Source organism: Cupriavidus sp. H18C1 (assembly GCF_049311595.1).
In the GTDB taxonomy this organism is placed as follows: domain Bacteria; phylum Pseudomonadota; class Gammaproteobacteria; order Burkholderiales; family Burkholderiaceae; genus Cupriavidus; species Cupriavidus cauae.
In genome coordinates this window covers 483,147-510,077 of record NZ_CP186009.1, presented here as the reverse complement: position 1 = coordinate 510,077, position 26,931 = coordinate 483,147, and the positions used below count along the sequence as shown (strand labels likewise).

At 69.5% G+C, this 26,931-nt stretch carries 17 protein-coding genes and 3 pseudogenes; 13 read left to right on the top strand and 7 right to left on the bottom strand.

The window, feature by feature from the left end; all coding sequences use genetic code 11:
- Positions 1-33: 33 nt before the first annotated feature.
- Positions 34-2,113: pseudogene (locus OJJOAM_RS18130) on the bottom strand (diguanylate cyclase domain-containing protein).
- A 239-nt stretch (positions 2,114-2,352) separates the two neighbouring features.
- Here OJJOAM_RS18130 and OJJOAM_RS18125 point away from each other — a divergent pair.
- Entirely contained in the window at positions 2,353-5,172 is a 2,820-nt protein-coding gene (locus OJJOAM_RS18125; protein ID WP_422650628.1) for a bifunctional diguanylate cyclase/phosphodiesterase, read from the top strand.
- Between the two features lie 462 nt (positions 5,173-5,634).
- Entirely contained in the window at positions 5,635-6,546 is a 912-nt protein-coding gene (locus OJJOAM_RS18120) for a DMT family transporter (protein ID WP_422650627.1), read from the top strand.
- A gap of 241 nt (positions 6,547-6,787) precedes the next feature.
- Here OJJOAM_RS18120 and OJJOAM_RS18115 read toward each other — a convergent pair whose 3' ends face one another.
- The 3 genes from OJJOAM_RS18115 to OJJOAM_RS18105 all read right to left on the bottom strand — a co-directional run bounded on the left by OJJOAM_RS18115 (position 6,788) and on the right by OJJOAM_RS18105 (position 10,904).
- A complete protein-coding gene (locus OJJOAM_RS18115; RefSeq protein ID WP_422650626.1) occupies positions 6,788-7,081 on the bottom strand; it encodes a hypothetical protein in 294 nt (97 codons plus the stop codon).
- Between the two features lie 865 nt (positions 7,082-7,946).
- Positions 7,947-9,110: an asparaginase gene (locus OJJOAM_RS18110; protein WP_422650625.1), complete on the bottom strand. Its 1,164-nt coding sequence runs from the start codon at positions 9,108-9,110 to the stop codon at positions 7,947-7,949.
- A gap of 240 nt (positions 9,111-9,350) precedes the next feature.
- Positions 9,351-10,904, bottom strand: coding sequence for a methyl-accepting chemotaxis protein (locus OJJOAM_RS18105; RefSeq protein WP_422650624.1), 1,554 nt, complete (start codon positions 10,902-10,904; stop codon positions 9,351-9,353).
- Positions 10,905-11,312: 408 nt separating this feature from the next.
- Here OJJOAM_RS18105 and OJJOAM_RS18100 point away from each other — a divergent pair, with 408 nt between their 5' ends.
- The 5 genes from OJJOAM_RS18100 (at position 11,313) to OJJOAM_RS18080 (ending at position 16,418) form a co-directional block, all read left to right on the top strand.
- On the top strand, positions 11,313-12,032 hold the full coding sequence (locus tag OJJOAM_RS18100; protein ID WP_422650623.1) for a PepSY-associated TM helix domain-containing protein: 720 nt from the start codon (positions 11,313-11,315) through the stop codon (positions 12,030-12,032).
- 12 nt (positions 12,033-12,044) lie between these two features.
- Positions 12,045-12,596: a DUF2271 domain-containing protein gene (locus OJJOAM_RS18095; RefSeq protein ID WP_422650622.1), complete on the top strand. Its 552-nt coding sequence runs from the start codon at positions 12,045-12,047 to the stop codon at positions 12,594-12,596.
- Positions 12,597-12,682: 86 nt separating this feature from the next.
- Positions 12,683-13,507 (top strand): DUF4198 domain-containing protein, encoded by an 825-nt coding sequence (locus OJJOAM_RS18090; protein WP_422650621.1) that lies wholly within the window; start codon positions 12,683-12,685, stop codon positions 13,505-13,507.
- Positions 13,508-13,572: 65 nt separating this feature from the next.
- Complete coding sequence (locus OJJOAM_RS18085; protein WP_422650620.1) at positions 13,573-14,793, top strand: FAD:protein FMN transferase; 1,221 nt, start codon at positions 13,573-13,575, stop codon at positions 14,791-14,793.
- On the top strand, positions 14,790-16,418 hold the full coding sequence (locus OJJOAM_RS18080; protein WP_422650619.1) for a sulfite reductase subunit alpha: 1,629 nt from the start codon (positions 14,790-14,792) through the stop codon (positions 16,416-16,418). The genes OJJOAM_RS18085 and OJJOAM_RS18080 overlap by 4 nt, the downstream gene beginning before the upstream one ends.
- 178 nt (positions 16,419-16,596) lie before the next feature.
- On the opposite strand, the gene OJJOAM_RS18075 is transcribed toward OJJOAM_RS18080, so the two are convergent.
- A complete protein-coding gene (locus OJJOAM_RS18075) occupies positions 16,597-18,081 on the bottom strand; it encodes an amino acid permease (RefSeq protein WP_149318620.1) in 1,485 nt (494 codons plus the stop codon).
- Between the two features lie 153 nt (positions 18,082-18,234).
- On the opposite strand from OJJOAM_RS18075, the gene OJJOAM_RS18070 reads away from it, so the two are divergent.
- The 4 genes and pseudogenes from OJJOAM_RS18070 to OJJOAM_RS18055 form a co-directional block, all read left to right on the top strand.
- Positions 18,235-19,473 carry a mechanosensitive ion channel family protein gene (locus tag OJJOAM_RS18070; RefSeq protein ID WP_422650618.1) on the top strand — a complete coding sequence of 413 codons (1,239 nt, stop codon included), beginning with the start codon at positions 18,235-18,237 and terminating at the stop codon, positions 19,471-19,473.
- 88 nt (positions 19,474-19,561) lie between these two features.
- Positions 19,562-21,304, top strand: a complete 1,743-nt coding sequence (locus OJJOAM_RS18065) for an MBL fold metallo-hydrolase (RefSeq protein ID WP_422650617.1) — start codon at positions 19,562-19,564, stop codon at positions 21,302-21,304.
- Positions 21,305-21,523: 219 nt separating this feature from the next.
- Entirely contained in the window at positions 21,524-22,609 is a 1,086-nt protein-coding gene (locus tag OJJOAM_RS18060) for a Zn-dependent alcohol dehydrogenase (RefSeq protein ID WP_265635095.1), read from the top strand.
- 109 nt (positions 22,610-22,718) lie between these two features.
- Positions 22,719-23,633, top strand: a pseudogene (locus OJJOAM_RS18055) (LysR substrate-binding domain-containing protein); the annotation flags it as partial.
- A 108-nt stretch (positions 23,634-23,741) separates the two neighbouring features.
- Here OJJOAM_RS18055 and OJJOAM_RS18050 read toward each other — a convergent pair.
- Both OJJOAM_RS18050 and OJJOAM_RS18045 read right to left on the bottom strand, forming a co-directional pair.
- Entirely contained in the window at positions 23,742-24,245 is a 504-nt protein-coding gene (locus OJJOAM_RS18050) for a DUF6630 family protein (RefSeq protein ID WP_422650616.1), read from the bottom strand.
- Between the two features lie 128 nt (positions 24,246-24,373).
- Entirely contained in the window at positions 24,374-25,063 is a 690-nt protein-coding gene (locus OJJOAM_RS18045) for an ArsR/SmtB family transcription factor (RefSeq protein ID WP_422650615.1), read from the bottom strand.
- Positions 25,064-25,244: 181 nt separating this feature from the next.
- Between OJJOAM_RS18045 and OJJOAM_RS18040 the strand changes: the two genes are divergently transcribed.
- Both OJJOAM_RS18040 and OJJOAM_RS18035 read left to right on the top strand, forming a co-directional pair.
- Positions 25,245-26,486 (top strand): cytochrome P450, encoded by a 1,242-nt coding sequence (locus OJJOAM_RS18040; RefSeq protein ID WP_422650614.1) that lies wholly within the window; start codon positions 25,245-25,247, stop codon positions 26,484-26,486.
- Between the two features lie 79 nt (positions 26,487-26,565).
- Positions 26,566-26,929: pseudogene (locus OJJOAM_RS18035) on the top strand (antibiotic biosynthesis monooxygenase family protein).
- The last annotated feature ends 2 nt before the right edge of the window (positions 26,930-26,931 follow it).

Below are 26,931 nucleotides of genomic sequence, written 5' to 3'. Positions count from 1 at the left end.
ACGCGCATTGCGGCCCCGGCGGCGAAGGTCGCCCTACGAGCGCGCTTCGCGCGACCGGTTCGCCAGCTCCGGCGGGCCGATCTCGAAGCGCCCGCGTCCGCCGTCCTTGGCGCGGTACAGCAGCGCATCGGCCTCCTTGGCCAGCTGCTGCCACGTGATCGGGGCACCCTGGTACAACGCGATGCCGATGCTGACATTGACGTCGACGAAGGCGCCTTCGATGAAGAAGCGGCGGCCCACCGAATGCAGGATCGCGCCGGCCACGCGCACCGCGACATCGGGCCGGTCGATGTCCTCCATGACGATGGCGAACTCGTCCCCGCCCAGGCGCGCCACCGCGTCGCGCTCGCGCACGCAGCGCTGCACGCGTTTGGCGAAGCTCTGCAGCAGCTGGTCGCCGGCCGCGTGTCCATAGTGGTCGTTGACCGCCTTGAAGCGGTCCATGTCGAGGTACAGCAGCGCCATCAAGCGCTCCTGCGAACGGCTGCGCGCCATCGCTTCGGCCAGCCGCGTCTCGAAGGCGCTGCGGTTAAGCAGCTGCGTCAGGTGGTCCAGGCGCGAGATCTGCGCCAGCCGCAGCGTCTCGAGCTTGCGCGCGGTGATGTCCTGCACATGGACATGCACGCCCTCGACGCGGCTGCCGTCGGCGCTCCACTCGGGGCGGAAATTGGTCTCGGTGCAGTGGTAGTCGGGATCGTGGAATTCGGTCTCGAAGGTCACCGCGGTGCCGGCGAGCGCCTGCTGCAGGTACGGCTGGATGCGCGCGTAGCGAGCCTCGCCCAGCAGTTCGCGCAGCGTCATGCCCGCGCAGCTGCTCGAGCGGAATGCCGAAGGTGCGCTCGTAGGCGAGGTTGTTGAAGACGTAGCGCTCGTCGGTGTCGATGAAGGCCAGCAGCGAGGGCAGCGTGTCGGTGACCGCGCGCAGGCGCGCCTCGCTGCGATGCAGCTGTTCGCGGCGCTCGCGCACGTCGCGCATCAGGCGGGCAAAGGCGCGCGCCAGCACGCCGATCTCGTCGTGGCGATGGGTCGACAGCCGCTCATAGGCCGACAGGTCGCGCGCGCTGTCGCGCACCACGCGCCGCAACTGCGCCAGCGGCGTGAACATCCAGTGCACCGCGAACCAGTTCAGCAGCGCCACCATGCCGACCGCGACCGCCGACCACAGCAGGAAGCGCTGCTGCATCGCGTGCAAGGGCTGGAAGGCCTCCTTGGCCGGCAGCACCGCGACCAGCTCCCAGCCGGTGGTGGCCATCAAATACCGTGCGATGATCGGCTCGCGCGGGGTCACGAACTCGAACGTGGCCGGTTGCGCCTGCACCCCGCAGGTCTCGCCCTGGGCGCGCGCCGGTCGTCCCACCTGCTGCTGCAACCGGTGCTGCACGTAGACCGGTTGAGGCCCGGCGGAAACCAGGCAATAGAATCCGGTGCTGCCGATCGGGCTGTGCGGCACTTCCACCAGGAAGTTGGAGCGGCCCAGGTCGATCCAGCCGCCCACCAGGCCGAGGAAGGTCTTGTCGTCCGAGACGATCGGCACGGCCAGCAGCACGCCAACCGAACCGTCCGCCCGCGCCCGGATCGGCGGGCTGATCACCGGCGCCAGCGTGCGTGCGGTCTCGCGGAAGTAGGTGCGATCCGCGACCGATACCATGGTGCCGTCGCGGGCCAGCAGCATGCCCTTGGCGTCAACGACGACAGCGCCGTTGAAGGTGCCGGGAATCGGCAGCGCGCGGATCAGCATCGCCTGCAACTGCGCCGGCGGCGCGTCCATCATGGTCTTGAATTGCGGGGCCAGGTGTTCGAGCAGGATCAGGCGATCGGTGACCGCGGTGTCGAGCTGTTCCGCGGTGAGCTTGACCACGGAATCCTGCTGCGCCTGCAGGGCGGCACGCAGGTCGGCATGGGCCGATTGCAGCGAGCCCACCACCAGCGCGGTGCCGAGCACCGTCGACAGGCCGGCGGTGACCAGCGCGATGCGGGTCGTCAACGACAGCGCAAAACGCGGACGACGGGCCTGTGCCGCGGCCGGTTGCTCGCGGCGATCGTCGTTCGGTGCGTCGTGCGGTCCTTTCTGCGGTGCGTTGGGCGAGGCGTCGAGCAAGGGGGACGGTTGCATGCGTGCCCGCAAGGGCGTTCCCCGGGGTCGGCGGGTTCCGTAGGCGTCACCGTATCACATCGAGCGGCATGGTGCGAGTAGCCGGCACGGGCCTGGCGGCTGTCGCAAAGTGCATTTCGCGCGGTATAGTCCAAGCCGTGATCGGAGCCTGGACGCCAGCGGCATCGGTGCCGGTCACCGCTCTGGCGCCACGCTCCGGCGCCCCCAAATCCAGGCCGCCCGGCCGCCTTGCTATCGCGATGAAACTGCCTTCGCTCCCTCCCGCCGTCCTGGCTCTGCTGGTCGTGGCCGCCGGCGCCTGCGCCACCGCGGTGGCCGCCGTGCAGACCGCCGCGTGGAGCGAGCGGGCGGCCGTGCAGCGGCTCGATGCGATGCTCGCGGCGAGCGTGATGGCGGTGCGCCAGCGGCTGGACACCGGCGAGCGTTTGCTGCGCGGGGCCAGCGGCCTGCTGGCGGCCGATCCCGAGACCACGCGCGACCAATGGCGCGCCTATATGCTCGCCACGCAGATCGACGATCTGCCGGCCGGCATCCACTCGGTCGGCTATGCCAGGTTGACGGACGCCTCCGGGCTGGACGCGCTGATCGACGCCGTGCGCGCCGACGGCCTGCCCGCCTTCGATGTGTTCCCGCGCGGCGAGCGCGAGGTCTACGCGCCGGGCGTCTATGTCGAGCCCTTCGCCGGCCGCACCATCGGCGCGCTGGGCTTCGACCATCTGTCCGACCCGGCACGCCGTGCGGCGGCCGAGGCGGCGCGCGACGCGATGCAGGCGCGCATGACTTCCCGCGTGACGCTGCTGCGCGAAGCGCATCGCAGCGTCGCGCTGCAGGGCACGGTGCTGTATCTGCCGGTCTACCGCAACGGCATGCCGCTGAACGCGGTGGAGGAGCGCCGGCAGGCGCTGCTCGGCTATGTCTATGCCGCCTACCGGCTCGGCGACCTGCTTGCCGACGCGGCGGCCGTCCATGGCGGCAAGCTGTCCCTGGCGCTGTATCAGGGGCGGCCCTCCGCCGCCAGCCCCTTGCTGCTGGCCCGGGCCGGGGGCGAGGCGGCGCCCCGCGCGCATTCGCATCCGCTGCGCCAGCTCGATCGCGAGCTGTCGTTCGGCGGCCAGCTCTGGACCGTGCGCGCGACCACGCTGCCCGCCTTCGAGGATGGCGGCCCCGCCCCGGTACCGCTGGTGATCGCGGCCGGCACGCTGGGTACCGCGCTGCTCGGCTGGCTGGTGTGGCATCTGGCGGCGCGGCGCCGCGCCGCGGAGCGCGCCAGGCAGTCGGCCGACGTGGTGGCGCAGCGGCACGCACGCCTGCTCGACCATGCACCGATCTGCGTGATCGCGTTCGACCGGCACGGCACCATCACCTCGATCAATCGGCCCGGCGAGCAAATGCTGTGGTACCAGGCGCACGAACTGGTCGGACGCATTCCGTACAGCGCGCTGCACGAGCCGGGCGAACTGGCCGCGCGGGCCCGCGCACTGTCCGCGGAGCTGGGCCAGCCGGTCGCTCCCGGTTTCGAAGCGCTGATCGCCAAGCCGCGCCTCGGGCTGGTCGACGAGCACACCTGGCATTACGTCCGCAAGGGCGGCTCGACGCTGCCCGTGCAGTTGACGCTGTTGCCGCTGCCGGTGGCCGGTGGCGACGCCGGCAAGCAACACGGCGATGCCGCGCAGGACGGCACCGGCGGCTACCTGGCGATCGCGCACGATCTGACCGAGCGCCGGCGCGCCGATGCCTATATCGATCATCTCGCGCACCACGACACGCTGACCGGGCTGCCCAACCGCGACTATCTGAGCGGACGCGCCGACGCGCTGCTGCAGGCGATCGGTGCCCGCGACGGACGGGTCGCGCTGCTGCTGATCGACCTGGACCAGTTCAAGCGCATCAACGATTCGCTCGGACACCATGTCGGCGACGACGTGCTGCGCACGATGGCCGACCGGCTGCGCGCCGCCGTGCGCCGTGCCGACCTGGCGGCGCGGATGGATGGCGACGAGTTCGCGGTGGTGTTGTCCGACATTGCCGACGAAAGCGAGGCCGAACTGGCGGCCGCCAAGATCGTGGCGCGGCTGTCCGAGGAATTGCGGCTGGGCGGGGTGCGGCTGCGGGTGGTGCCGTCGATTGGCATGGCGCTGTTCCCGGCAGACGGCAATACCGTCGCCGACCTGCTGCAGGCGGCCGATGCGGCGTTGCATGCCGCCAAGCAGGGCGGCCGCGGCCAGGTGCGCCGCTTCTCGCCGGACATGAAGGAAGCGTCGCTGGCCCGCTTCACCATCGAGGGCCTGCTGCGGCGCGCGCTGGTCGAGCAGGAATTCACGCTGCGCTACCAGCCGCTGGTCGACACCGCCAGCCAGCGCATCGTCGGCGTCGAGGCGCTGATCTCGTGGCACACCGCCGAACGCGGCGCGATGCAGCCGGGCCAGTTCATCCCGATCGCCGAGCAGTGCGGGCTGATCGTGCCGATCAGCGAGTGGGTGTTGTCGACCGCCTGCCGCGAGATCCAGACGCTGCGGATGCGCACCGGCATCGATCTGGAGGTCGCGGTCAATATCTCGCCGCCGCACCTGCAGCAGGCGGACTTTCCTGACCTGGTCGACCGCTGCCTGCGCGAAAGCGGCCTGCCGGCCCGCAACCTGGCGATCGAGGTCACCGAAGGCATCCTGATCGAGGGCACGCCGCAGACCATCGAGGCGTTCCGCGGCATCCGCGCGCTGGGCGTGGGCCTGTCGATCGACGACTTCGGCACCGGGTATTCGGGTTTGAGCTATCTGACGCGGCTGCCGATCAACAAGCTGAAGATCGACCGCTCCTTCGTCGCCAATCTCGCCGGCGGCGACAGCAATGACGAAGACCGCGCCGTGGTGGCCGCGATCATCGCGCTCGGCCATCAATTGCGGCTGCAGGTGGTGGCCGAGGGCGTGGAGACTGCCGACCAGTTCCGCTTCCTGCGCGAGCAGGGCTGCGACGCGGTACAGGGCTTCCTGTTCGGCGCCGGCGTGCCGTTGGCGGAGCTGATCGAGCGCTGCGAACGGTGCGTGACGTTGCAGCCGGTCTAGCGCCGCGTTCGCCGGACGGTCCGCAGAAACGGGTACGTTTCGACGTGGGCGGGCGGCGGATCGGCCCGGCGCGGCGCTTCAAGCTCCTCTTGCGGCTTTTTACGGCCCTTCGCGACCCTGCGCGATGACGGCGATCACCGCGATCCTCCGCACCAAAAAAAGAAGCCGCCAGTTGCCTGGCGGCTCGTCGGGAATGCGTCGGAGGGGTCAATTAACTCTGGCGCAGGTCAGAGTTTAATTTCACTTAATGCGTTTTGTCACTCCTTGTAATATTTACCCTTTCCATTGTGTGGTCAAGCTGATGCCGTCGCGCAACAGTTGCGTCCCTACATCGCCGTTCAGCGCGCCGGGACGATGCGCATGTCCGAAAACGGCTTGCCATTGGCCGGCGACGGGCGTCAAATCCGCCCATCCGCGCACACCCGCGCGCATCCACCGCGCGCCACGAGTGCCGATCCCGTCATGACCCCCGCCGATTTCCTCCGCCTGCTGTCGCTGTCCGCCATCTGGGGCGCCAGTTTCCTGTTTATCCGTGTCGGTGCGCCGGTGCTCGGTCCGCTGACCGCCGCCTTCGTGCGCGTGGTGATCGGTGCGCTGGCGTTGGCGGCGATCCTCGCAGCACTGCGTATCCGCTGGGACATGCGCGGCAAATGGGGACGCGTGATGGTGCTCGGCGCCATCAATTCCGGGATCCCCTTCGTGATGTACTCGGTGGCCGCGCTGTGGCTGCCGGCCGGCTATTCGGCGGTGTTCAACGCCATGACGCCGCTGATGGGCGTGCTGATCGGCGCGCTGTTCTTCGCCGAACGCATGACGCTGACCAAGGCCGCGGGCGTACTGATCGGCGTAGCCGGCGTGGCGGTGTTGACGCGGACCGGACCGGTCGCGTTCAGTCTTGAAGTGCTTTTCGGTGCGCTGGCATGTCTTGCCGCCACCGCTTGCTATGGCCTGGCCGGATTCCTGACGCGCCGCTGGATCAGCCAGCAGGGCGGGCTGGACGCGCGGCTGGTCGCGGCCGGCAGCATGGTCGGCGCGACGCTGTTCCTGCTGCCGTTTTGCGTGGCGGCCCTGCTCCGCGAGAACACGCTGCCCGCTGCGAGTGCCGGTGTCTGGGCCGCGATGGCGGCGCTGGGCGTCGTCTGTACCGCGCTGGCCTACATCCTCTATTTCCGGCTGATCGCCGATATTGGACCGGTGCGCGCGCTCAGCGTGACCTTCCTGATTCCGCCGTTCGGCATCGTGTGGGGCGCGGTGTTTCTTGGCGAGTCGCTGTCGTGGGCCCACGCGGTGGGTGGGGCGCTGATCGGCGTGGCGTTGTGGCTGGTGTTGAGGCCGGCGAGCGTGCCGGCGGTACCGGCTGCGGGTCGGCCGTGATGGAATGAGGCGGTGTCCGGCTGCCGGGGCCGGGCTTCCCCTTGCCGGAGCGTCCGCTGACCCAGCGAGAGTCGCCCCTGACGGGGCGTCCGGCTGCTTGGGCAGCCGCCGCGCTTGCCGCGCATCCAGTGACATGGTCGGAAGTCGCCCTGCCGGGCGTCCGGCGGCGTGGGTGGGAGTCGCCCCTGCCGGGCATCCGCGCGGCCTGGGCGAGAGGCGCACCTGCCTGGCCGGTCGGTCGCTAGGCGGGACTTGGCCCCGCCGCGCGGCTGCCTTGGCCCGCAAGACTGGCGGCGGTGACGTTATAGCGTTCGCGCACCAGCATGATGACCTGCCGCGCATGGCGCAGGTCGCGGACGGCATCGTCGTCGCATCGGCCGGGAAAGTCGACCTCCGCGCTCCAGTTGCAGCCGGTATGGTCCGGCCGATGCACGCACACCGCGCGCAGCTGGCAATCGTGGCAACCCGGCTGCTCGCGCAACTGCCGCGCCAGGATGCGTTTCAGTTCGGTCAATGGCTTGAACAGGCGTTCCATCGCGAAGCTCCATCGGGTGCCATCGGGTGGGCCGGCATGGCGAAGCGGCGGACAGCCAGTGGAGGGCGCTCGATGCGCCGGCGCGAGAAGCGCGCCGGGCGACGGATGTTCCGGCTGCCGCGCCTGGCCGGGCGCCCGGAAAGACACGCCGTGCAGAAGCACGGCGCCAGGAATAAAAAGGTGGCTTTGCTTGCCGACGGAGTTTGGCGATCAAGAAAGCGGGGTCTGGTTGCTTCCCTGATCCTCCGGCGACTGGCTACTGCCAAACGCTCCGCGGTACGGAGCGGTCCCCACAAAAGACGGTTGTCGGACACCGCCAGGCGGCGTCGCGGAATTCGTGCGGCGGGCGCAAGCGTTGCGCTGCCGGCTTGGTCTGAGACGCCACCGTGAAACTCGGGTGTCGGCGTCGTCAGACAGTGATGCGATAGTAAATGAGAATTGATCTCATTACAAGTATTGATTGGCGGAGATACTTTTTGTTACATCCAAGAGCCACGTGACGGCCGCCTCATCAGCGTGGCATAGAGCATGTTGACGTCACCGAGAGGGCCCGATCCCTTTGCTGAACAACTAACCCTCGAAACCGGCGTGGTTCAGCCATCCGGTGCCTGGGAGAAAAAGCCGGCGAAAGCCGGTTTTTTCGTTTCCAGGGGACATTCCATGCAGCGAGGGGAAAAGGCGCCGAGTGCTCTACGTACTCGGGTCTATGTTGTGGACGGCTACAACTTCTATGACGGCCAGCATGATGACGACAGAGGCCGGCCTTCGGCGGCTGATCGCCTACGTGCGGCGCTGGACGGCGGATCGCACGCGGCACTGAGAAAGCCCGGGTTACCCCGGGCCCGAACGCACCCGCCTCAGCGCTTCAGTACTTCCACAAGATCTTCTGCAGCTCGCGCGTGTCGTTGGTCCTGGTCAAGGCCAACGCGGTCAGGATGCGGGCCTTCTGCGGCAGCTGGTCGTCGACCACCACCCAGTCGTACTTGTCGTCGGGCTGCTCGCCGTTGCGGATTACCACGCCGCTGCCGGTGCGCGAGGCGCGGACGATCTGGACGCCCTTGGCGCGCGCGGCCTTCAGCGGTTCGACCATGTATTCGCCGACGCTGCCATTGCCGGTGCCGGCATAGACGATGGCCTTGGCGCCGTTCCTGACCGCGGCGTCGACGCTGCCCGGATTGGCGTTCCCGTAGGCATAGACGATCGCCACTTCAGGCAGGCGGTCGATGCGGTCGATGTCCCATTCGGTCGCGGTGGTATGCGGACGCGCCGGCAGGCGGTAATACAGCGTGCGGCCCTCGACCACGTAGCCCAGCGGGCCGAACGGCGAGCGGAAGGTCTCGGTCTTGAAGGTGTTGCTCTTGGTGACGTCGCGGCCCGTGTGGATCTCGTCGTTCAGCACCACCAGCGTGCCCTTGCCCTTGGACTCCGGGCTGGAAGCGACCAGCACCGCGTCGTACAGGTTCAGCGCGCCGTCGGCGCCGAGCGCCGTCCCGGGACGCATCGAGCCGACCACCACCACCGGCTTGTCGCTCTTGAGCGTCAGGTTCAGGAAGTAGGCCGTCTCTTCAATGGTGTCGGTGCCGTGCGTAATCACGACGCCGTCCACGTCCGGCTGCTTCAGCAGCTCGGACACGCGCTTGCCCAGCTTGAGCAGACGCTCGTTGTTGAAGCTCTCCGAACCGATCTGGAAGATCTGCTCGCCCTTGACGTTGGCGACCTTCGAGATTTCCGGGACCGACGCGATGATCTTGTCGACCGGCACCACCGCCGACTGGTAGGCGGCGGTATTGATGGCCGAGGCGCCGGCGCCGGCGATGGTGCCGCCGGTGCCGACGATCACGATATTCGCCTTGCGGACCTGGCTCGGCGCGGCCGCCGCAGGGACCGTGGTGGCTGCCGGAGCCGCCGTCGCGGCGGGTGCGGCGGGTGCGACGACGGTCTGTGCGTGGGCCGCGCCGGTGAGCAGGCCGGCGCAAAGCAGCAGCGCGGCGATCGGGCGGACGGGGTGAAGGGTGGTGGTACGGGCCATGATGCTCCTCTGAATGGATGGCTTCGCGTCGCCTTGTGAGCGCGCGGCCGTGTGCAACTGTCCTTGTTCGTATTGGATGCCCTGCGCCGGGCGGGCCGGCTGTTCACCGGTTCACGTCAAGCGCAGAGCGTGGACTATACACACGACACCGTAGGCCATCCAGAGGTGTGGGCACCTCCTCAAAGTGCCCGGCCAATCGGCCAGATTGAGTTACCGATCAATTGGCGATCAGTTTGGCGATCACGCCGCCAACCGGAACGCCCCCACCGCCCGGTGCAGCGCGTCGGCCTGGTCTTCCAGCGAAGCCGCGGCGGCTGCCGCCTGTTCGACCAGCGCGGCGTTCTGCTGCGCCATCTGGTCCATCTGCGTGACGGCCTGGTTCACCTGCTCGATGCCGCCGGTCTGTTCCTCGGTGGCGGCGCGCATCTCGCCGATCAGGTCGGTGACGCGCTTGACCGCCTCGACGATCTCGCCCATCGCCTTGCCGGCGTTCTCGACCAGCGCCGAGCCGTCCTCGACGCGCTGCGCCGAGTTGCCGATCAGCGCCTTGATTTCCTTGGCGGCGGTGGCGCTGCGCTGGGCGAGGCTGCGCACCTCGCCGGCCACCACGGCGAAGCCGCGGCCCTGGTCGCCGGCGCGGGCCGCTTCGACCGCGGCGTTCAGCGCCAGGATATTGGTCTGGAAGGCGATGCCTTCGATCACGCCGATGATGTCGACCACCTTGCCCGACGCGTCCTTGATCTCGCCCATCGTGGAAACCACCTGATGGACGATCTCGCCGCCGCGCACCGCGATGTCCGACGCGCCTTCGGCCAGCCGGCTGGCCTGGCGGGCGTTGTCGGCGGTCTGGCGCACGGTGCTGGTCAGCTGCTCCATGCTGGCGGCGGTCTCCTCGAGCGAGGCGGCCTGCTCCTCGCTGCGGCGCGACAGGTCGGCGTTGCCGGCGGCGATCTGCTTGGCCGCGCCGGCAATCGAGTCGGCCGAGCCGCGGATGGTGCCGATCGCGCCGGTCAGCCGCTGCTGCATCTGCGCCATCGCGAACAGCACGCTGCGCTGGTCGCCGGGCGCCACCTCGACGCGGCTGGCCAGGTCGCCTTCCGCGATCCGGCTGGCGATATGCGATGTGAGCGCCGGCTCACCGCCAAGCTGTTTATGCAGGCCGTTTGCGATCCGGACGACGACCAGGCTCATCAGCGTGCCGATTACCAGCAGCAGTCCCAGCGATTGCCACAGCGAGGCGCGGAAGGCCGCGTCGATATCGTCCAGATAGACGCCCGAGATGAAGTTCCAGTCCCACGGCTTGAAGTTGGCCACATAGCTGAGCTTGGGCTGCGGCGCCTCGGCGCCCGGCTTGGGCCACAGGTAGTGGACGAAGCCCGTGCCCGGCCCCTTGCCGATCTCGGCGATGTCGCGGAACAGGTAGGTGCCGGCCGGATCCTTGAAGTCGGCCATGCTCTTGCCGTTCATCTCCGACTTGATCGGGTGCATCACGACCACGGTATCCGAGCGCATCAGCGTGAAATAGCCGTCGCTGCCGAAACGCATCGCCCGCACCTTGTCGACCGCGAATTCCTTGGCCTGCTCGACGGTCAGCTTGCCGGCCTTCGCCTCGGCCTCGTAGGCCTTGACCACCGACAGCGCGGTCTCGGTGACATGGACGAGGTCGGTGCGCCGCTCGTCGAGCCGCATGTTGCGCATCTGCCAGGCGTCCCACAGCAGCAGCGCCAACAGGCACACCCAGCTGAGCACCAATGGCAGCAGCAATTTCTTTCTCAAGCTAAGACGTTCCAGCATCGTGTTTCCCCGTGGTCCACCGTAAAAATTGTGTTTGTCCGCGGCATAACGGCGGACCGGCGGACAAACTTGACCGGGGAGGGCCTAGGGCTTTCCATGAGTGCAAATGCGGGCACAATCGTGGCAGTACGCGTAAAGTTACATGCACTTAATTACAAGTTCAGGTTGCGTGAAATGCGCTGTAATACTTATTAATCACGCGTGGATTGCAGGACCAAATGAGAACAATTATTCTTTCGGTCTTCTGAAACGCCCGTTACGACGGGCCCACGACGGACGGCGAGAGCCCGCGGCAAGCCGCTGCGCCGCCGTCCCGCACGCCGCATTGCCCCGGCGACGAGCAACACGCAGTAGCGCCGGAACAAAGTCATGACCGAATCCCGCCTGGAACCCTCTCTGGAGCCGCGTATGGAATCCCATATGGGCGCGGCGCAGCAGCGCCGGGCGTTCTGGCTCAAGCATCTGCACCAATGGCACTGGATCAGCTCCGCGCTCTGCCTGATCGGCATGCTGCTGTTCGCGGTGACGGGCTTCACGCTGAACCATGCCGGGCAGATCGAGGCCGAGCCCAAGGTCGTGGTCCGCAATGCCGAGGCGCCGGGCCCAGTGCTGGCGGCGTTGCAGGCGCGCAAGGCGGCCCTTGAGGGTGATACCGGCGATCGCAGCGATCGCAGCGGCAATAACGGCGGCAACCGCGACGGCAACCGCGGCAATAACGCCGCGCAGGACAAAACCCCGGTTCCCGCCGAACTCGCCGACTGGCTGCAGCGCGAATTCGATATCGACGCGCATGGCCGCGAGGCGGAATGGTCCCCGGACGAAATCTACGTGCCGCTGCCGCGCCCCGGTGGCGATGCCTGGGTCAGCGTCGCGCTCGACAGCGGCGAGGCGCAGTACGAGCTGACCACGCGCGGCTGGATCTCCTACCTGAACGATCTGCACAAGGGCCGCAATACCGGCGGCGCCTGGAGCCTGTTCCTGGACCTGTTCGCGTTTGCCTGCCTGGTGTTCTGCGTGACCGGCCTGTTCCTGCTGAAACTGCACGCCGGCGCCCGCGTCGCCACCTGGCCGCTGGTCGGTCTGGGGCTGGTGGCACCGCTGCTGCTGGCCATCCTGTTTATCCATTGACGAGGTTCCTGTATGCGTCGTTTGCTTAGCGTCTCCATGACCGGCCTGGGCGGCCTCAGCGGCCTGAGCGGCCTGGCGGCGGTCTCGTTCGCCGCGCCCGCCGCGGCGGCGGAGATCAACGTCAAGGTCGAGATTCCCCGCCTGAGCGTCGCCGAATATCACCGCCCCTATGTGGCGATGTGGCTCGAGCGCGCCGACCAGAGCCCGGTCGCGACCTTGTCGGTCTGGTACGACGTCAAGCTGAAGAACGCCGAGGGCACCAAGTGGCTCAAGGACATGCGCCAGTGGTGGCGCAAGGCCGGCCGCGATCTGCAGATGCCGGCCGACGGCATTTCCGGCGCGACCCGCGCACCCGGCGAACACACCGTGACCTTCACCGACGGCAAGGCGCCGCTGGCCAAGCTGCCCGCGGGCGAATACCAGCTGGTGGTCGAGGCCGCGCGCGAAGTCGGCGGCCGCGAGCTGCTGCGCGTGCCGTTCGCCTGGCCGCCGGAAGCCGCCAAGTCGGCGCAGGCCAAGGGCCAGCACGAGCTGGGCGCGGTCACCGTCAGCCTGAAGCCGTGAGCGCTGCGCGCCGCGCCGTCACCCGCCGCGCCGCCGCCCGCCGCATTCCTTCCGTTCTTTTCCGATCCCGTGCCCTGGAGCCCTCGATGAACCGTTCCGCGATGTCCCTCTCCGCCAGGCTGTCCGCGCTGGCCCTGGTTGCGCTGCTGCCGCTGTCCGCGCACGCCCACCGCCAATGGCTGCTGCCGTCGGCCACCGTGCTGTCCGGCAGCGACCCGTGGGTGACCGTCGATGCGGCGGTGTCCAACGACCTGTTCTACTTCGAGCATTTCCCGCTGCGCCTGGACAACCTCAGCGTCAGCGCGCCGGACGGCAGCCCGGCCAAGGCCGAGAACCAGAGCACCGGCCGCTATCGCAGCACCTTCGACGTGCACCTGAGCGCGCCGGGCACCTACAAGCTGGCCGTGGTCAACAACGGCCTGTTCGCCAGCTACAAGGAGAATGGCCAGACCAAGCGCTGGCGCGGCTCGGCCGAGGACTTCGCGCAGAAGGTGCCGGCCAACGCGCAGGACCTGCAGGTGACCCAGTCCGAAAGCCGGCTCGAAACCTTCGTGACCGCCGGCAAGCCGACCACCCAGGCGTTGAAGACCACCGGCCGCGGGCTGGAGCTGGCGCCGGTCACGCATCCGAATGACCTGTTCGCGGGCGAGCCGGCCAATTTCCGGCTGCTGCTCGACGGCAAGCCGGCGGCCAACGTCGAGGTCGAGGTGGTGCCGGGCGGCAACCGCTATCGCGACCAGCTGGGCGAGATGAAGGTCAAGACCGATGCGGACGGCAAGTTCACCGTCAAGTGGCCGTCGCCGGGCATGTACTGGATCGAGGCCGAAGTGCGGGACGACAAGGTTTCGATCAAGCCCGCCAAGGCGCGCCGCGCGGCCTATATGGCGACCTTCGAGGTGCTGCCGCAGTAAGCGCGGCGCGTTGGGTCGAGTTGGGTCCTCCGATGCTGCCGTTGTCCGCCGCCGCGGCGGCTCGCATGCGGTCCACGCCGTCATCCGAGCTACCGTCCGCGCCGCCAGCCGCCGCGCGGCGCGTGCTGGTGCCGCTGCGTTTCGATGCGCCACCGTCGCCGCCCGAAGGCGCGGTGGTGCTGCATCGATGCGGCGGGCAGACGATGGGGACGACCTGGTCGGTGCGCTGCCTGCTGGCCGCCGATGATGCTGCCGATGACAGGGGCAAGGACGCGGGCAATGACGCAGGCAAAGTCGCGGGCAATGACGCGGGCAATGACGCGGCCGGTCTCGATGCCGATGGCGATGCCGATATCGATGCCACTGCCGCTGCCGCTGTCGATGCCGCAACGATCCAGGCCGGCATCGACGCATTGCTCGCGCAGATCGTCGCGCAGATGAGCAACTGGCTCGACGACTCCGACATCGGCCGCTTCAACGGCGCGCCCGCCGGCAGCTGGCAGTCGTTGCCGCCCGCCTGCTTTTCCGTGCTGCAGGCCGCGCTGGCGGTCGCGCGCGACAGCGGGGGCGCCTACGATCCGAGCGCGGGCCCGTTGGTGTCGCTGTGGGGCTTCGGCCCCGACGGCGCACGCGCGCTGCCGCCGACCGCCGCCGAAGTCGAAGCGGCGCGCGTGCGCTGCGGCTGGGCGCGCATCGAGCTCGACGAGGAAGGGCAGCGCGCGCGCCAGCCCGGCGGCGTGTCGATCGATCTGTGCGCGATCGCCAAGGGCTATGCGGTCGACGCCGTATCGGCATGGCTGTCGGCGCGCGGCGTGTCGCACCATCTGGTCGAGATCGGCGGCGAGCTGCGCGGCGAGGGCGTCAAGCCCGATGGCATGCCGTGGTGGGTCGAGCTGGAAAGTCCGCCGGCCAAGGATGATGCCCGCGGCGGCGATGCCACCTCGCACGCCGGCGATGCCGCCGCCTCGACCGTGGTCGCGCTGCACGGCCTGTCGGTCGCGACCTCCGGCGATTACCTTCGCTATTTCGACAGCGGCGGCCGCCGCTACGCCCACACGCTCGATCCCCGTACCGGCTATCCGGCCAGCCACGCGCTGGCCTCGGTGACCGTGCTGCATCGGCAATGCATGATGGCCGACGCGCTGTCGACCGCGCTGACGGTGCTCGGCCCCGAGGCCGGCATGGCCTTCGCCACCCAGCGCGGCATCGCGGCGCGGATGCTGCTGCGCACGCCGCAGGGCTTTGCCGAACGCGTATCGCCGGCCTTCGCGGCGATGCTGGCATGAGCGCGCCGCGGCGATTCGGCCTGCCATCGCTGGCGAGCGCGCTCAGCGCGATCAGCGCGCTTAGCGGACTGGCCGGCGTGTCCGGCCTGGCGCTGTCGCTGGCCGGCGCGGGCAAGTGGCCGACCGCCGGCGGCGTCGCGCTCGCCTATGCCGGCTTCTGCGGCGCGATCCTCGCGCTGCATCGCCGTCGCCGCCAGGGCAGCGCCGCCTTCGCGTCGACCGCCGACGATGCCACGCTGATCGCCTATGCCAGCCAGACCGGGTTTGCCGAACAGCTGGCGCTGCAGACCGCGCAGGCGCTGCAACACGCCGGCCTGCCGGTGCGGGTCGCCTCGTTTGCCGATCTCGATCCCTCCGCGCTCGCGCGTTGCCGGCAGGCGCTGTTCGTCGCCAGCACCACCGGCGAGGGCGATGCGCCCGACAGCGCCGCGGGCTTCACGCGCAAGCTGGCCGCCGCGAGCGGCGACGGCCTGCGCCGCCTGCGCTACGGCATCCTGGCGCTGGGCGACAGCAGCTACGCGAATTTCTGCGCCTACGGTCATGCATTGAGCGTGGCGCTGCAACGCGCGCAGGCGCAGCCCTTGTTCGACCTGGTCGAGGTCGACAACGGCGACACCGGCGCGCTGCGCCATTGGCAGAACCACCTGTCCGCGCTGGCCGGCGGCGCAGAGATCGCCGACTGGGAGGCGCCGCGCTACGGCCGTTGGCGGCTGATCGAACGCCGGCTGATGAATCCGGGCAGCGCCGGTGCGCCGGCCTTCCATTTGGCGCTGGAGGCCGAGTCGCCGGCCGCGCTGGACTGGCAGGCGGGCGATATCGCGGAGATCGGCCCACGGCTTCCGCCGGCGCAGGTCGCGCAACTGCTGCGTGACCTGTCGCTCGACGGCGCGGCGGCGGTGCGCTGCGATGGCGAGGCGATGCCGCTGGCGGACGCGCTGGCCACCCGCATGCCGTTGCCCGCGCCGCATGCCGAAGCGATGCGCGGCTTGTCCCCGCAGGCGCTGATCGACGCGCTGCCGCCGCTGCCGCATCGCGAATATTCGATCGCTTCGCTGCCCGGCGATGGCCGGCTCCACCTGCTGGTGCGCCAGACCCGCCACGACGATGGCCGGCTTGGCCTGGCGTCGGGCTGGCTGACCGAACACGCACCGCTCGGCGCGCCCATCGCGCTGCGCGTACGCACCAACCGCGCCTTCCATCCCCCGGCCGACGACCGGCCGCTGCTGCTGATCGGCAACGGCACCGGCATGGCGGGCCTGCGCGCATTGTTGAAGGCGCGCGCCGCCGCCGGGCACGGGCGCAACTGGCTGCTGTTCGGCGAACGCAGCGCGGCGCACGACGCCTTCTATCGGGAAGAACTGGAGGCTTGGCAGGCCGACGGCACGCTGCCGCGGCTGGACAGGACCTGGTCGCGCGACGGCTCGCCGCTGCGCTACGTGCAGGACGCCGTGCGCGCCGCCGCCCCGCAGATCCGGGAGTGGGTCGCGGCCGGCGCGGCGATCTATGTCTGCGGCAGCCTGCAGGGCATGGCCGCCGGCGTCAACGACGCGCTGGCCGAGGTGCTGGGGGCGCAGGCGCTGGCGGCGCTGGCCGAGGACGGCCGCTATCGGCGCGACGTCTACTGAGCGGGATCCGAGGGCCGTTCGCTGAACGGTCTGTCGTCCCCGCGAAAGCGGGGACTCAGTGGCCAGGCAAGTCGCTGGATTCCCGCTTGCGCGGCAACGACGCGATGTCCGGCGTGGCAGCGGTTCGAGCGTTCGCCGGCCGCTTTGCCGGCCACTTTGCCGGCCACTTCGCCGGCCCTCATTCGACGCCCGGAAACCGCATGTCCTCGTACCGGACGAAGCGCGTCTTGCGCGTCCAGCGGTAGCCCAGCCAGATCGCCAGGAAGATCGGAATGCCGATATAGGTGGCGGCCACCGACCACCAGTCGATATTGCCGCTGAGGAAGGCCTGGAAGTTCTGGCCCAGCGCGATCACCAGGCACAGCACGAACGCAAAGATCGGGCCGTACGGGAAGAACGGCGAGCGGTACGGCAGCCGCGACAGATCGAGGCCACGCCGGGTCCAGCCCTTGCGGAAGCGGTAGTGGCTGATGGCGATGCCCAGCCACGCGATGAAGCCGGTCATGCCGGACAGGCTCAGCAGCCACAGATAGACCGTCTTGCTCTCGAACAGCGAGGTCAGGAAGCACAGCGCGCCGACCGCGGTGGTGGCCAGCAGCGCGGGCATCGGCACGCCGTTGCGCGTGAGCCGTGCGAACACGCGCGGCGCGCGGCCCTCGGTGGCGAGGTTGTAGAGCATCCGCGTCGAGGCATACATGCCCGAATTGCCGGCCGACAGCACGGCCGTCAGGATCACCGCGTTCATCAGGCCGGCGGCGAAGGCCAGCCCCGCATTGCGGAACACCAGCGTGAACGGGCTGACGCCGATGGTCTGCACATCGCTCTTGAGCAGGCTCGGATCGGTATAGGGAATCAGCACGCCGATCACCGCGATCGCCAGCACATAGAACAGCAGGATGCGCCAGAACACCTGGCGCACCGCGCGCGGGATATTGCGCGCCGGATCGGCCGATTCGCCGGCGGCGACGCCGATCAGCTCGGTGCCCTGGAACGAGAAGCCGGCGATCATCGCCACGCCGATCATCGCGGGCAGCCCGCCGACGAAGGGCGCATCGCCCAGCGTCAGGTTGGCCAGGCTCGCCGGCACGTCGCCGCGCAGGATGCCGAAGATCATCAGCGTGCCGATCGCGATGAACGCGATCACGGTCACCACCTTGACCAGCGAGCACCAGTATTCGGCCTCGCCGAAGCCGCGCACCGAGATCGCGTTGAGCCCGAACATCAGCGCGAGGAACAGCGCGCTCCACAGAATGCCCGGCGTGTCGGGGAACCAGTACTGCATCACCAGTTGCGCCGCGGCCAGCTCCACCGCGATGGTCACCGCCCAGTTGTACCAGTAGTTCCAGCCGAGCGCGAAGCCGAAGCCCTCCTCGACATACATCGAGCCGTAGGTCGAGAACGAGCCGGCCACCGGCATATAGGCGGCCAGTTCGCCCAGGCTGGTCATCAGGAAATAGACCATCGCGCCGATCAGCAGGTAGGCGGCGAGCGCCCCGCCCGGGCCGGCCTGGGCAATGGTCGCGCCGGAGGCGACGAACAGTCCCGTGCCGATCGAGCCGCCGATGGCGATCATGCTCAGATGGCGGGCCCGCAGCTTGCGCTGCAAGGTCGGACGCGCGGTGTCGGCGGCCGCCGCGGCGCGCGTGTCTTGGGAAGCGGTCATGGTCAGGACAGGAAGGCCAGCAATGGGGCGGCATCCTATAAGAAAACCCGCCGGCGGGATAGACGGCGGGATGCCCGGGCCGCCAACTCGGTAGAATCGTGGCTTCCCTGCCCGCGCGGCCGAGCGGCGCTCCAGCGCCGCCGCCCCGACACCATGAAGCTGAATCTCGATTTCAACGACAGCATCCTGCTGCATATCGTGCTGAGCGTGCTCATCGTCCTGGTGGGCGTGCTGCTGGTCAAGCTGAGCAACCGCTTCTTCGTCTCGCGCCAGCTGGCCGATCGCGACAACCTGCGCAGCTATCGCACCTGGACCGTGGCCTCGCGCAACCTGATCGGCGCGGTGGTGTTCCTGCTGCTGCTCGGCATCTGGGTCTCCGAACTGAAGAGCGTCGCGATCTCGCTGGCCGCCTTTGCCGCCGCGCTGATGATCTCCGGCAAGGAGCTGGTGATGTGCTTCCTCGGCGCGTTCATGCGGATGCTGACGCGGCCGTTCCAGCTCGGCGACCTGGTCGAGATCGGCCAGTACGCCGGCGAGGTGATCGACATGGACGCGCTGACGACGACGCTGGTCGAGGTCGCGCCGACGCGGCAATTCACCGGCTTCACGGTGCAGGTGCCCAACAGCCTGCTGCTGACGGTAGCGGTGCGCAACCATTCGCAGGCGGGCAAATACACGCTGGACACCGTGCGCATTCCGCTGGCGGCGCAGTGCGACCCCGACCGCATCGAGGCGGAACTGCTCGACATCGCGCAGCAGGCCTGCGAGCCGTTTCTCGAGGCCGCGGGCCAGAGCCTGCGCCGCTATGGCGATACGCGCTTCCTGGACCTGTCGCAGTTCGCGCCGCGCGTGATGTTCGAACCGGTCGGCACCGACCGGCTCGACGCGATCGTGCGCTTCCCCCGCGCCGGTGGGCGGGCGGCTGCCGGTGGCGCAGCAGATCATCCGGCGTTTCTATCGGCAGCGGATGAGCGACAGCAAGGAAACCAGCACCGATGCGGCCGCCGAGGCGGCCACGGAAGCCGACCAGCGCGAGGCCGCCGAGGACCGGGCGCGGATGGCCCGCAGCGGACGCCCCGGCGCAGCCGGCGGCCCGGGCGCGCCCGGCACCAGCGGGCCGCCCGCCTCGTCGCCTGCCTTCTGATTGGCTGCCCTGTAACGGGCCTGGCATACCGGCCCGGCTTGCGGCCTAGTTCGGGACCCAGCTCGCGGCCCCGGTCCGTAGCCTCGTTCGCAGTCCGGTTCGCAGTCCGGTTCGCAGCCCGGTTCGCAGCCCGGTTCGCAGCCCGGTTCGCAGCCCGGTTCGCAGCCCGGTTCGCAGCCCGGTTCGCAGCCCAACTTGCGGCCGGTGACCGCACAGCGCTGCCGCTCCACTGGCGCAGTGCGCCATGACCGCCGCGACGCTTGCCCTTACACTAGGGCGATCCGATGACGGCCCGCGCCATGTCCGCGCGCCGCCCACCCGATCTGTTCGACCCGTATGAATCCATCGAATCGCACTCCGGACGCCGCCGCTGGCGCCCCATCTGCCGCGCCAGCGAAGCGTCCGCGCGCGCCTTCGCTGCGCCACGCGGCCAGCGTGCTGGTGCTGCGCGACGGCGCGGCCGGCATGGAAGTACTGCTGGTGCGCCGGCCCGAACGCCAGGACGATCGCAGCAGCGGCGCCTATGTGTTCCCCGGCGGCACGCTCGATCCGCAGGACAACCAGCTGCACGGCCTCTGCGAAGGGCTGGACGATGCCGCCGCCAGCGCGCGGCTGCGCCTGCCGGCCGGAGGGCTCGACTTCTACCTGTGCGCGGTGCGCGAATGCTGCGAGGAGGCCGGTCTGCTGTTCGCCTACCAGCGCGACGGCGAGATGGTCGCGCTCGAACGCTTCGACGACGCGCAGCTGGCCTGGCTGCGCGAGGCCGTGCGCTACGGCGGCCCGGGCATCGCCGAGGTCTGCCGCCGCTTCGACCTGCGGCTGGCGATGGACAGGATGGCCTATATCAGCCATTGGCTGACGCCGCCCGGGCTGCCCAAGCGTTTCGATACGCGCTTCTTCGTCGCGGTGCTGCCGCCGGGCCAGAGCGCGATGCACGACGGCATCGAGGCGGTCGATCATCGCTGGGTGCGCCCGGCGGAGGCGATCGCGCCGGACAGCGGCATGACGCTGGTCAACGTGACGCGGCGCATGCTGGCATCGATCGCGCATTTCCCCACGGCGCAGGCCTGCTTCGACTACGCGCAGGGCCTGCGCGAGATCGCGCTGATCATGCCGCGGCTGGCCAATGGCCCCAAGGGCGTGCGCCCGGTGCAGCCGGACGAGCCGCCCTACGCCGAGATCGCCCGCATCGATCCGGACGGCGCCGGCCATGGCCGCTATGCGTTGGAACCGGGCGTGCCGGTGCGGCTGTCCGAACGCGTCTGGCGCGTGACCGCCGACAATGGCAACGCGATGACCGGGCCCGGTACCAACACCTATCTGGTCGGCGGCGGCAAGCGCAACGAATGGGCGGTGATCGATCCGGGCCCCGACGACGAGGCGCATCAGCGCGCGGTGTTGGCCGCCGCGCCCGGTCCGATCCGCTGGATCCTCGCCACGCATACGCATATCGATCATTCCCCGGGCGCGGTGCGGCTGCGCGAAGCGACCGGGGCCCAGGTGCTGGGGCGCCTGGCAAGCCGGCCCGAGCGGCAGGATCCGACCTTTGCGCCGGACCGCGTGCTTGAACACGGCGAGCGCATCGTGCTGGGCGACACGGATGTACCGGGCGACGCCATCACGCTGCGCGTGGTGCATACCCCCGGCCATGCGTCCAATCACCTGTGCTTCCTGCTCGAGGAAGAGAAGCTGCTGTTTACCGGCGACCACGTGATGCAGGGCTCGACCGTGGTGATCGGCCCGCCCGATGGCGACATGCGCGCCTATCTGGCGTCGCTCGCCGCGCTGCTGGACGAGGATCTCGAATGGCTCGCGCCCGGCCATGGCTTCCTGATGCCGCGGCCGCGCGACGCGATCCGCCTGCTGATGCGCCATCGGCAGCATCGCGAGGCGAAGGTCGTCAATGCGTTGCGCGAGCTCGGGCCGGCGCCGATCGAAACGCTGCTGCCGCGCGTCTACGACGATGTGCCGCCGCGCATGCTGCCGGTCGCGCAGCGCTCGCTGCTGGCGCACCTGCTGAAGCTGCAGGCCGACGGACAGGCGCAGGAAGCGCAGGGCGACTGGCGCATGCTGCAGTAGGCTTCGCTCCGAGCCCGAGCCCGAGCCCGAGCCCGAGCCCGAGCCCGAGCCCGAGCCCGAGCCCGAGCCCGAGTCCGAGCCCGAGCCGGAGCCGGAGCCGGAGCCGGAGCCGGAGTCCGCACCCGAGCCCGGACCCGGACCCGTCCCGGCCGATGCGCCGGCGCGCGCAACATCGCAGTGGATTTCCCGATAGCCCATCAAGCGGAACAAGGAGACACCATGAAAGCTGCCGTGCTGCATCAGCCCAGGACCCCGCTGGTCATCGAAGACCTCGCCATCGACAAGCCCGGCCCGCGCGAGGTGCTGGTGCGCACCGCGGCGGTCGGCGTCTGCCATTCGGACCTGCATTTTCTCGACGGCGCCTATCCGTTTCCGATGCCGGTGGTGCTGGGCCACGAAGCGGCCGGCGTGGTCGAGCAGGTCGGCGCGGAAGTGCGCACCGTCAAGCCCGGCGATCATGTGATCACCTGCCTGTCGGCCTATTGCGGCCACTGCGAACACTGCCTGAGCGGCCATCTGTCGCTGTGCGTCGCGCCCGATACGCGCCGCCGTGACGACGAGCCGCCGCGGCTGCGCGCCACCGGCGCGGCGATGAACCAGTTCCTGAACCTGTCGGCCTTTGCCGAACAGATGCTGATCCACGAGCATGCGCTGGTGGCGATCCGGCGCGACATGCCGCTGGATCGCGCCGCGCTGATCGGCTGCGCGGTGACGACCGGCTTTGGCGCGGTCACGCATACGGCCGGCGTGCGGCCCGGTGAAACCGTTGCGGTGATCGGCTGCGGCGGCATCGGTCTTGCCACCATCAACGGCGCGGCGCTGGCGGGCGCGGGCCGCATCATCGCGATCGACCGGCTGCCCGGCAAGCTGGAACTGGCGCGCCGTTTCGGCGCCACCGATGTGGTCGACGCCAGCGCGGCCGATCCCGTCGACGCGGTGCGCACGCTGACCGGCGGCGGCGTGCATCACGCCTTCGAGGCGATCGGGCTGAAGGCCACGGCCGAGCAGGCGTTCGCCATGCTGCGCCGGGGCGGGGCCGCCACCGTGATCGGCATGCTGCCGCCGGGCGTCAAGGTCGAGCTCAAGGGCACCGACTTCCTCGCCGAAAAGCGCATCCAGGGCTCGATGATGGGCTCGAACCGCTTCCCGATCGACATGCCGCGCCTGGTGGACTTCTATCTGTCGGGCCGGCTGGAGCTCGATGCGCTGATCGCGCAGCGGCTGCCGCTCGAGCGCATCAACGAGGCCTTCGACGAGCTGCGGCGCGGCGAGCTGGCGCGCTCGGTGATCCTGTTCGAGCATTAGTCCGGTCGCGGCAGTCCGGCCGCGGCAGAGCCCCGCTCCAGCGATGCCGCGCGCGCTGTGGGAAAATCCCCGCTCGCGCGCCGCATCTCAGGCGCCGGCGAACGGGACGATGAAGACGATCGAATGGAAGGATTGGGAAATCTTCTGCCGCGTGGTCGAGGCAGGCACCTTCACGCATGGGGCCGAACTGGCCGAGGTGCCGAAGTCGTCCGCGAGCGCGGCGATCGCCCGGCTTGAAGCGCAGCTCGGCGGACGGCTGTTCGAGCGCAACACGCGCCGCGTGCGCGTGACCGAGCAGGGCCAGCGCCTGTACGAACGCGTCGCGCCGCATTTCGCCGCGTTGCGCGAGATCAGCGCCGAGGCCGCCTCGGCCAGCGAACAGGTCAGCGGCACGCTGCGGATCGCCACGCCGTACGAGGTCGGCTCGCAGCATCTGGCCCCGAGCCTGTCGCGTCTTCTGTCGCTGCATCCGAACCTGAAGGTGCAGATCGACGTCACCTGGGACCAGCCCGACCTGCTCAAGCACGGTTACGACCTGGCCTTCGTGATGACCAACACCACGCTGCACGACAGCTCGTTTGCCAGCAAGCGGGTGGTGCTGGTCGAGCGCGCGTTCTATGCCGCGCCATCGCTGATCCAGGCGCGCGGGCTGCCGCGCTCGCCCGGCGATCTGAACGGCTGGCCCGTGATCGGCAACGCCGACGACCGCCGCTGGGAGTTCGTGCAGGACGGAGCCGAAGTGGCCGTGCTGCCGGTCGACCCGCGCATTCGCACGCATAACGCCGAGATTCGCCTGAAGGCCGCCACCGACGGGCTGGGCGTCGCACGGCTGTCGCCGAAATTCGTCGACGAGCAGGTGCGCCAGGGCCAGCTGGTGCGCGTGCTGCCCGCCTATGCCTCGTCGCCGCTGAAGGTCTACGTGCTGATGCCCGCGCGCAAACTGATGCCGGCCGCGGTGCGCGCGCTGCTCGATGTGATGGAGCACACGGTGGGGGCCGCGGCGCCGGCGCGTGGGACGCGGCGCGCGGGGGAAGGTGGAGGGCAGGGCGGACGCCAAGGTGGATGCCAAGGCCGGCGCCAAGGCCGATGCCAGGACGGACGTGAAGGCTTGATGCCGCGCCGGCGGCTCCGCTCAGAACGGCTGGTCGCCGGTCCGCAGTTCGACACCCAGCGTTTCGCCGATCGCCAGGATCTCGTCATCGTCCTCGGCGCGCGCGATCCAGCCCGCGTAGACGCCCGAACCGATCTCCCAGTGCCATAGCGTGATGCCGGCCGCGCGCAGTTGTTCGTGCGCCTGCTCCATCAGTTCCGGCACGCTGGTGCTGCCCAGGAAGTCCTCGTCCTCGGGGTCGTCGACGCCCCAATCGAGCACCAGCGCGACGCGCGCCGCCAGCTGGTTCATGCAGTCGATAAAGGTCGCGGTGTCATTCTGTTCGACCTGGAAGCCTGCTTCCCAGTCGACCACGTCCTGCACCAGCGACAGCAGTTCGGTGCCTTCCACCGTATCGTCGGCTTCCTCCAGCGCCTCGTCGAGCAGCGCGAGCTGCTTCTCGACCATTGCGCCGTCGTCGAAGTTGATCATGCCGAGCAGCCGTTCGACCGCCTGGCGCGACTCGTCGTCGATGACTCCATTCACGGCTCGCCCTCCCGCATCCTATGCAAAACATCCCGTGTGCCGGACCGCTGTCCACTGTGTCGGTCCGCTGTGCCGGTCCACTGCGTCGGTTCACCGCGTTGATCCGCCGTGCCGACCCAGCGGCCAACCTAATTCGCCAGTTGCCCGATTTCCCGCATCCCGCGCGGCGTCACCCGCAGCGCGCGCGACGATGGCGTGCGCTCGATCCAGCGCCGTTGCAGCATCGCGTCCAGCAGGGCCGCGCCCAGCGCGCCGCCCAGGTGCGGCTTGCGCTCGCTCCAGTCGGGACAGGTGCAGGCAAATTGCCTGCGCTTGCGGCGCGCGCCGTCCAGATCCACGCCGAGCTGCGCCATGCCGTGCGCGCCGTGCTCGGACAATTCCACCGCGCTGTCCCGCACGAGGATCCATCCCGAATCGGTCATGCGCGCGAACAGGTCGACCGCCAGCTCGCCTGCCAGGTGGTCGTAGCAGGTCCGCGCGTGGCGCAGCGTCGCCGGCGCGGTGCGCGAGGGCGGCACCGCACGCAGGCGGGGCGGACGGCTTGCCAGCGAGGCCGCGGCCAGCGCCTCGATGGCGACACCGATTTCGGGCGCGGCCAGCCGGTAATACCGATTGCGGCCATGCGTCTCGACCGCCAGCAGGCCGCCCTCGGCGAGCCGGGCCAGATGGCCGCTCGTCGACGAGGCCGACAGCCCCGCGATCAGCCCCAGCTCGCCGGCCGGTCTCGCGCTGCCGTCCATCAACGCCCACAGCATCGCGGCGCGGCCCGGGTCGGCCAGCAGGCCGGCCAACTGACTGATGCTGGGAGCGTATTCCATAGTTCATTCCACGGTGAAACAACGATCGCAGTATAGGCCGATACTTGCCGATATCAACCATGCCTTGTCGGCGGTCATGCCGCGGTAATGTCGCGGCGATACCGCCGTAGTGCCGCCCCGATGCCGCGGCAATGCCGAGGTAATGCCGCCACAACGCGGCCGTGAACCCCCTGTGATCCCCATGACCCTGGACCCGACCAAGCCGCCTCCCGATCCGCTGGCCGCCGCCACGCATCCCGACCCATATCCCTACTATCGCGAACTCGCACGCGCACAGCCGTTTCACCGCGATGCGATGCTGATGCTGTGGGTCGCCGCGGGACCGGACGAGGTGGCCGCGGTGCTGTCGCATCCGGCGTGCCGGGTGCGGCCGCCGGGACAGCCGGTGCCGCCGCCGCTCGCGCAGTCGCCCGCCGGGACCTTGTTCGCGCGGCTGATCCGCATGAACGACGGGCCGGGCCATGCGCCGTTGAAGGCGGTGCTGCAGCGGCAGTTGGCGACGCTGGACCTGAACGACGTGCGTGCTGCCGCCTCGGCATGGGCGCGTGTCCTGCCGGTGACGCACGATCACGGCGCCACCGCGAATCGCTGGAGCAGCGCGCTGCCGGTGATCTCGCTCGCGGGTTTGCTCGGCTTCACCGCTCCCGACGACGAAGCCACGGCCAGCCGGATCGCGACGCAGATCGCCAGCTTTGCCGCGGCCATGTCGCCGTTGGCGGGTCCGGCCGAGATCGCGGCCGGCATCGAGGCCGCCGCGGCGCTGCAGGGCCTGTCGGTTCGTGCCGATACGTCGTGGACGCAGGCGCTGCGCGAGCAGGCGCGCGCGGCCGGGGTCGACGACGCCGCGATCGCCGCCAATCTGCTGGGGCTGATGGTGCAGAGCTGCGAGGCCACCGCCGGCCTGATCGGCAATACGCTGCTGCGGCTCGCGCGCGATGCCGCCGCGGCCGACGATCTGCGCGCGACGGTGGCGCGGGTGCTGCGCGCCGATCCGCCGATCCACAACACGCGCCGCTTCATGGCCGAGGATGCGTACGTCTGCGGCGTGCCGCTGCGGCGCGGCGACGGCATCCTGGTGCTGCTGGCCGCGGCGGCCGCATCGGAAGGCCGACCAGCCAGTGCCTCGGCGAATGCGCCGGTGAATGCCCCGGTAAGTGCCCCGGTAAGTGCCCCGGTAAGTGCCCCGGTAAGTGCCCCGGTAAGTGCCTCGGTGAGTGCCTCGGTGTATGGGCCGCCGAATTCCGGCGAGCGGACCTGGACCTTCGGCCATGGCCCGCATCGCTGTCCCGGCGACGCGCTGGCGGCGACGCTGGCCGAAGCCACCGTCGCCGCGCTGCTGGCGCGCGGCATCGAGCCGGCCGCCTTGGCAAAGGCGTATCGTTATCGGCCATCGCTGAACGCACGGATCCCGCATTTCCTCTGATCCCCATTTCTTCCGATCCCCATTTCTTCCGATCCCGAACTCCGCACGGGACCACCCAACACAACCAAAGGACGCCCCGATGATTGCCGTGATCTTTGAAGTCGAATTCGCCCCCCGGGCAGAAGGACGCCTATCTCGATATCGCCGCGCATCTGCGACCCACGCTTGAAGCGATCGACGGCTTTATCTCCGTCGAACGCTTCCAGAGCCTGAGCACCCCAGGCAAGGTGCTGTCGCTGTCCTTCTTCCGCGACGAGGCCGCGGTGCAGGCCTGGCGCAATACGGTCGAGCACCGCCACGCGCAGGCCGCGGGCCGCGGCGGCGTGTTTGCCGACTACCGGCTGCGCGTGGCGCAGGTGCTGCGCGACTACGGCATGCATCGGCGCGAGCAGGCGCCCGGCGACAGCCGTGCCGTGCACGACGCGCATGCCGGCGAGCGGTAAGG

Excerpts from the sequence above, each read along its gene's own strand:
- OJJOAM_RS18105 (WP_422650624.1), bottom strand. The coding sequence starts at position 10,904 with ATGCTGGAACGTCTTAGCTTGAGAAAGAAATTGCTGCTGCCATTGGTG.
- OJJOAM_RS18080 (WP_422650619.1), top strand. The coding sequence starts at position 14,790 with ATGAGCGCGCCGCGGCGATTCGGCCTGCCATCGCTGGCGAGCGCGCTC.
- OJJOAM_RS18125 (WP_422650628.1), top strand. The coding sequence starts at position 2,353 with ATGAAACTGCCTTCGCTCCCTCCCGCCGTCCTGGCTCTGCTGGTCGTG.
- OJJOAM_RS18045 (WP_422650615.1), bottom strand. The coding sequence starts at position 25,063 with ATGGAATACGCTCCCAGCATCAGTCAGTTGGCCGGCCTGCTGGCCGAC.
- OJJOAM_RS18100 (WP_422650623.1), top strand. The coding sequence starts at position 11,313 with ATGGAATCCCATATGGGCGCGGCGCAGCAGCGCCGGGCGTTCTGGCTC.
- OJJOAM_RS18060 (WP_265635095.1), top strand. The coding sequence starts at position 21,524 with ATGAAAGCTGCCGTGCTGCATCAGCCCAGGACCCCGCTGGTCATCGAA.
- OJJOAM_RS18095 (WP_422650622.1), top strand. The coding sequence starts at position 12,045 with ATGCGTCGTTTGCTTAGCGTCTCCATGACCGGCCTGGGCGGCCTCAGC.
- OJJOAM_RS18120 (WP_422650627.1), top strand. The coding sequence starts at position 5,635 with ATGACCCCCGCCGATTTCCTCCGCCTGCTGTCGCTGTCCGCCATCTGG.
- OJJOAM_RS18040 (WP_422650614.1), top strand. The coding sequence starts at position 25,245 with ATGACCCTGGACCCGACCAAGCCGCCTCCCGATCCGCTGGCCGCCGCC.
- OJJOAM_RS18065 (WP_422650617.1), top strand. The coding sequence starts at position 19,562 with ATGAATCCATCGAATCGCACTCCGGACGCCGCCGCTGGCGCCCCATCT.
- OJJOAM_RS18070 (WP_422650618.1), top strand. The coding sequence starts at position 18,235 with ATGAAGCTGAATCTCGATTTCAACGACAGCATCCTGCTGCATATCGTG.
- OJJOAM_RS18115 (WP_422650626.1), bottom strand. The coding sequence starts at position 7,081 with ATGGAACGCCTGTTCAAGCCATTGACCGAACTGAAACGCATCCTGGCG.
- OJJOAM_RS18110 (WP_422650625.1), bottom strand. The coding sequence starts at position 9,110 with ATGGCCCGTACCACCACCCTTCACCCCGTCCGCCCGATCGCCGCGCTG.
- OJJOAM_RS18090 (WP_422650621.1), top strand. The coding sequence starts at position 12,683 with ATGAACCGTTCCGCGATGTCCCTCTCCGCCAGGCTGTCCGCGCTGGCC.
- OJJOAM_RS18075 (WP_149318620.1), bottom strand. The coding sequence starts at position 18,081 with ATGACCGCTTCCCAAGACACGCGCGCCGCGGCGGCCGCCGACACCGCG.
- OJJOAM_RS18085 (WP_422650620.1), top strand. The coding sequence starts at position 13,573 with ATGCGGTCCACGCCGTCATCCGAGCTACCGTCCGCGCCGCCAGCCGCC.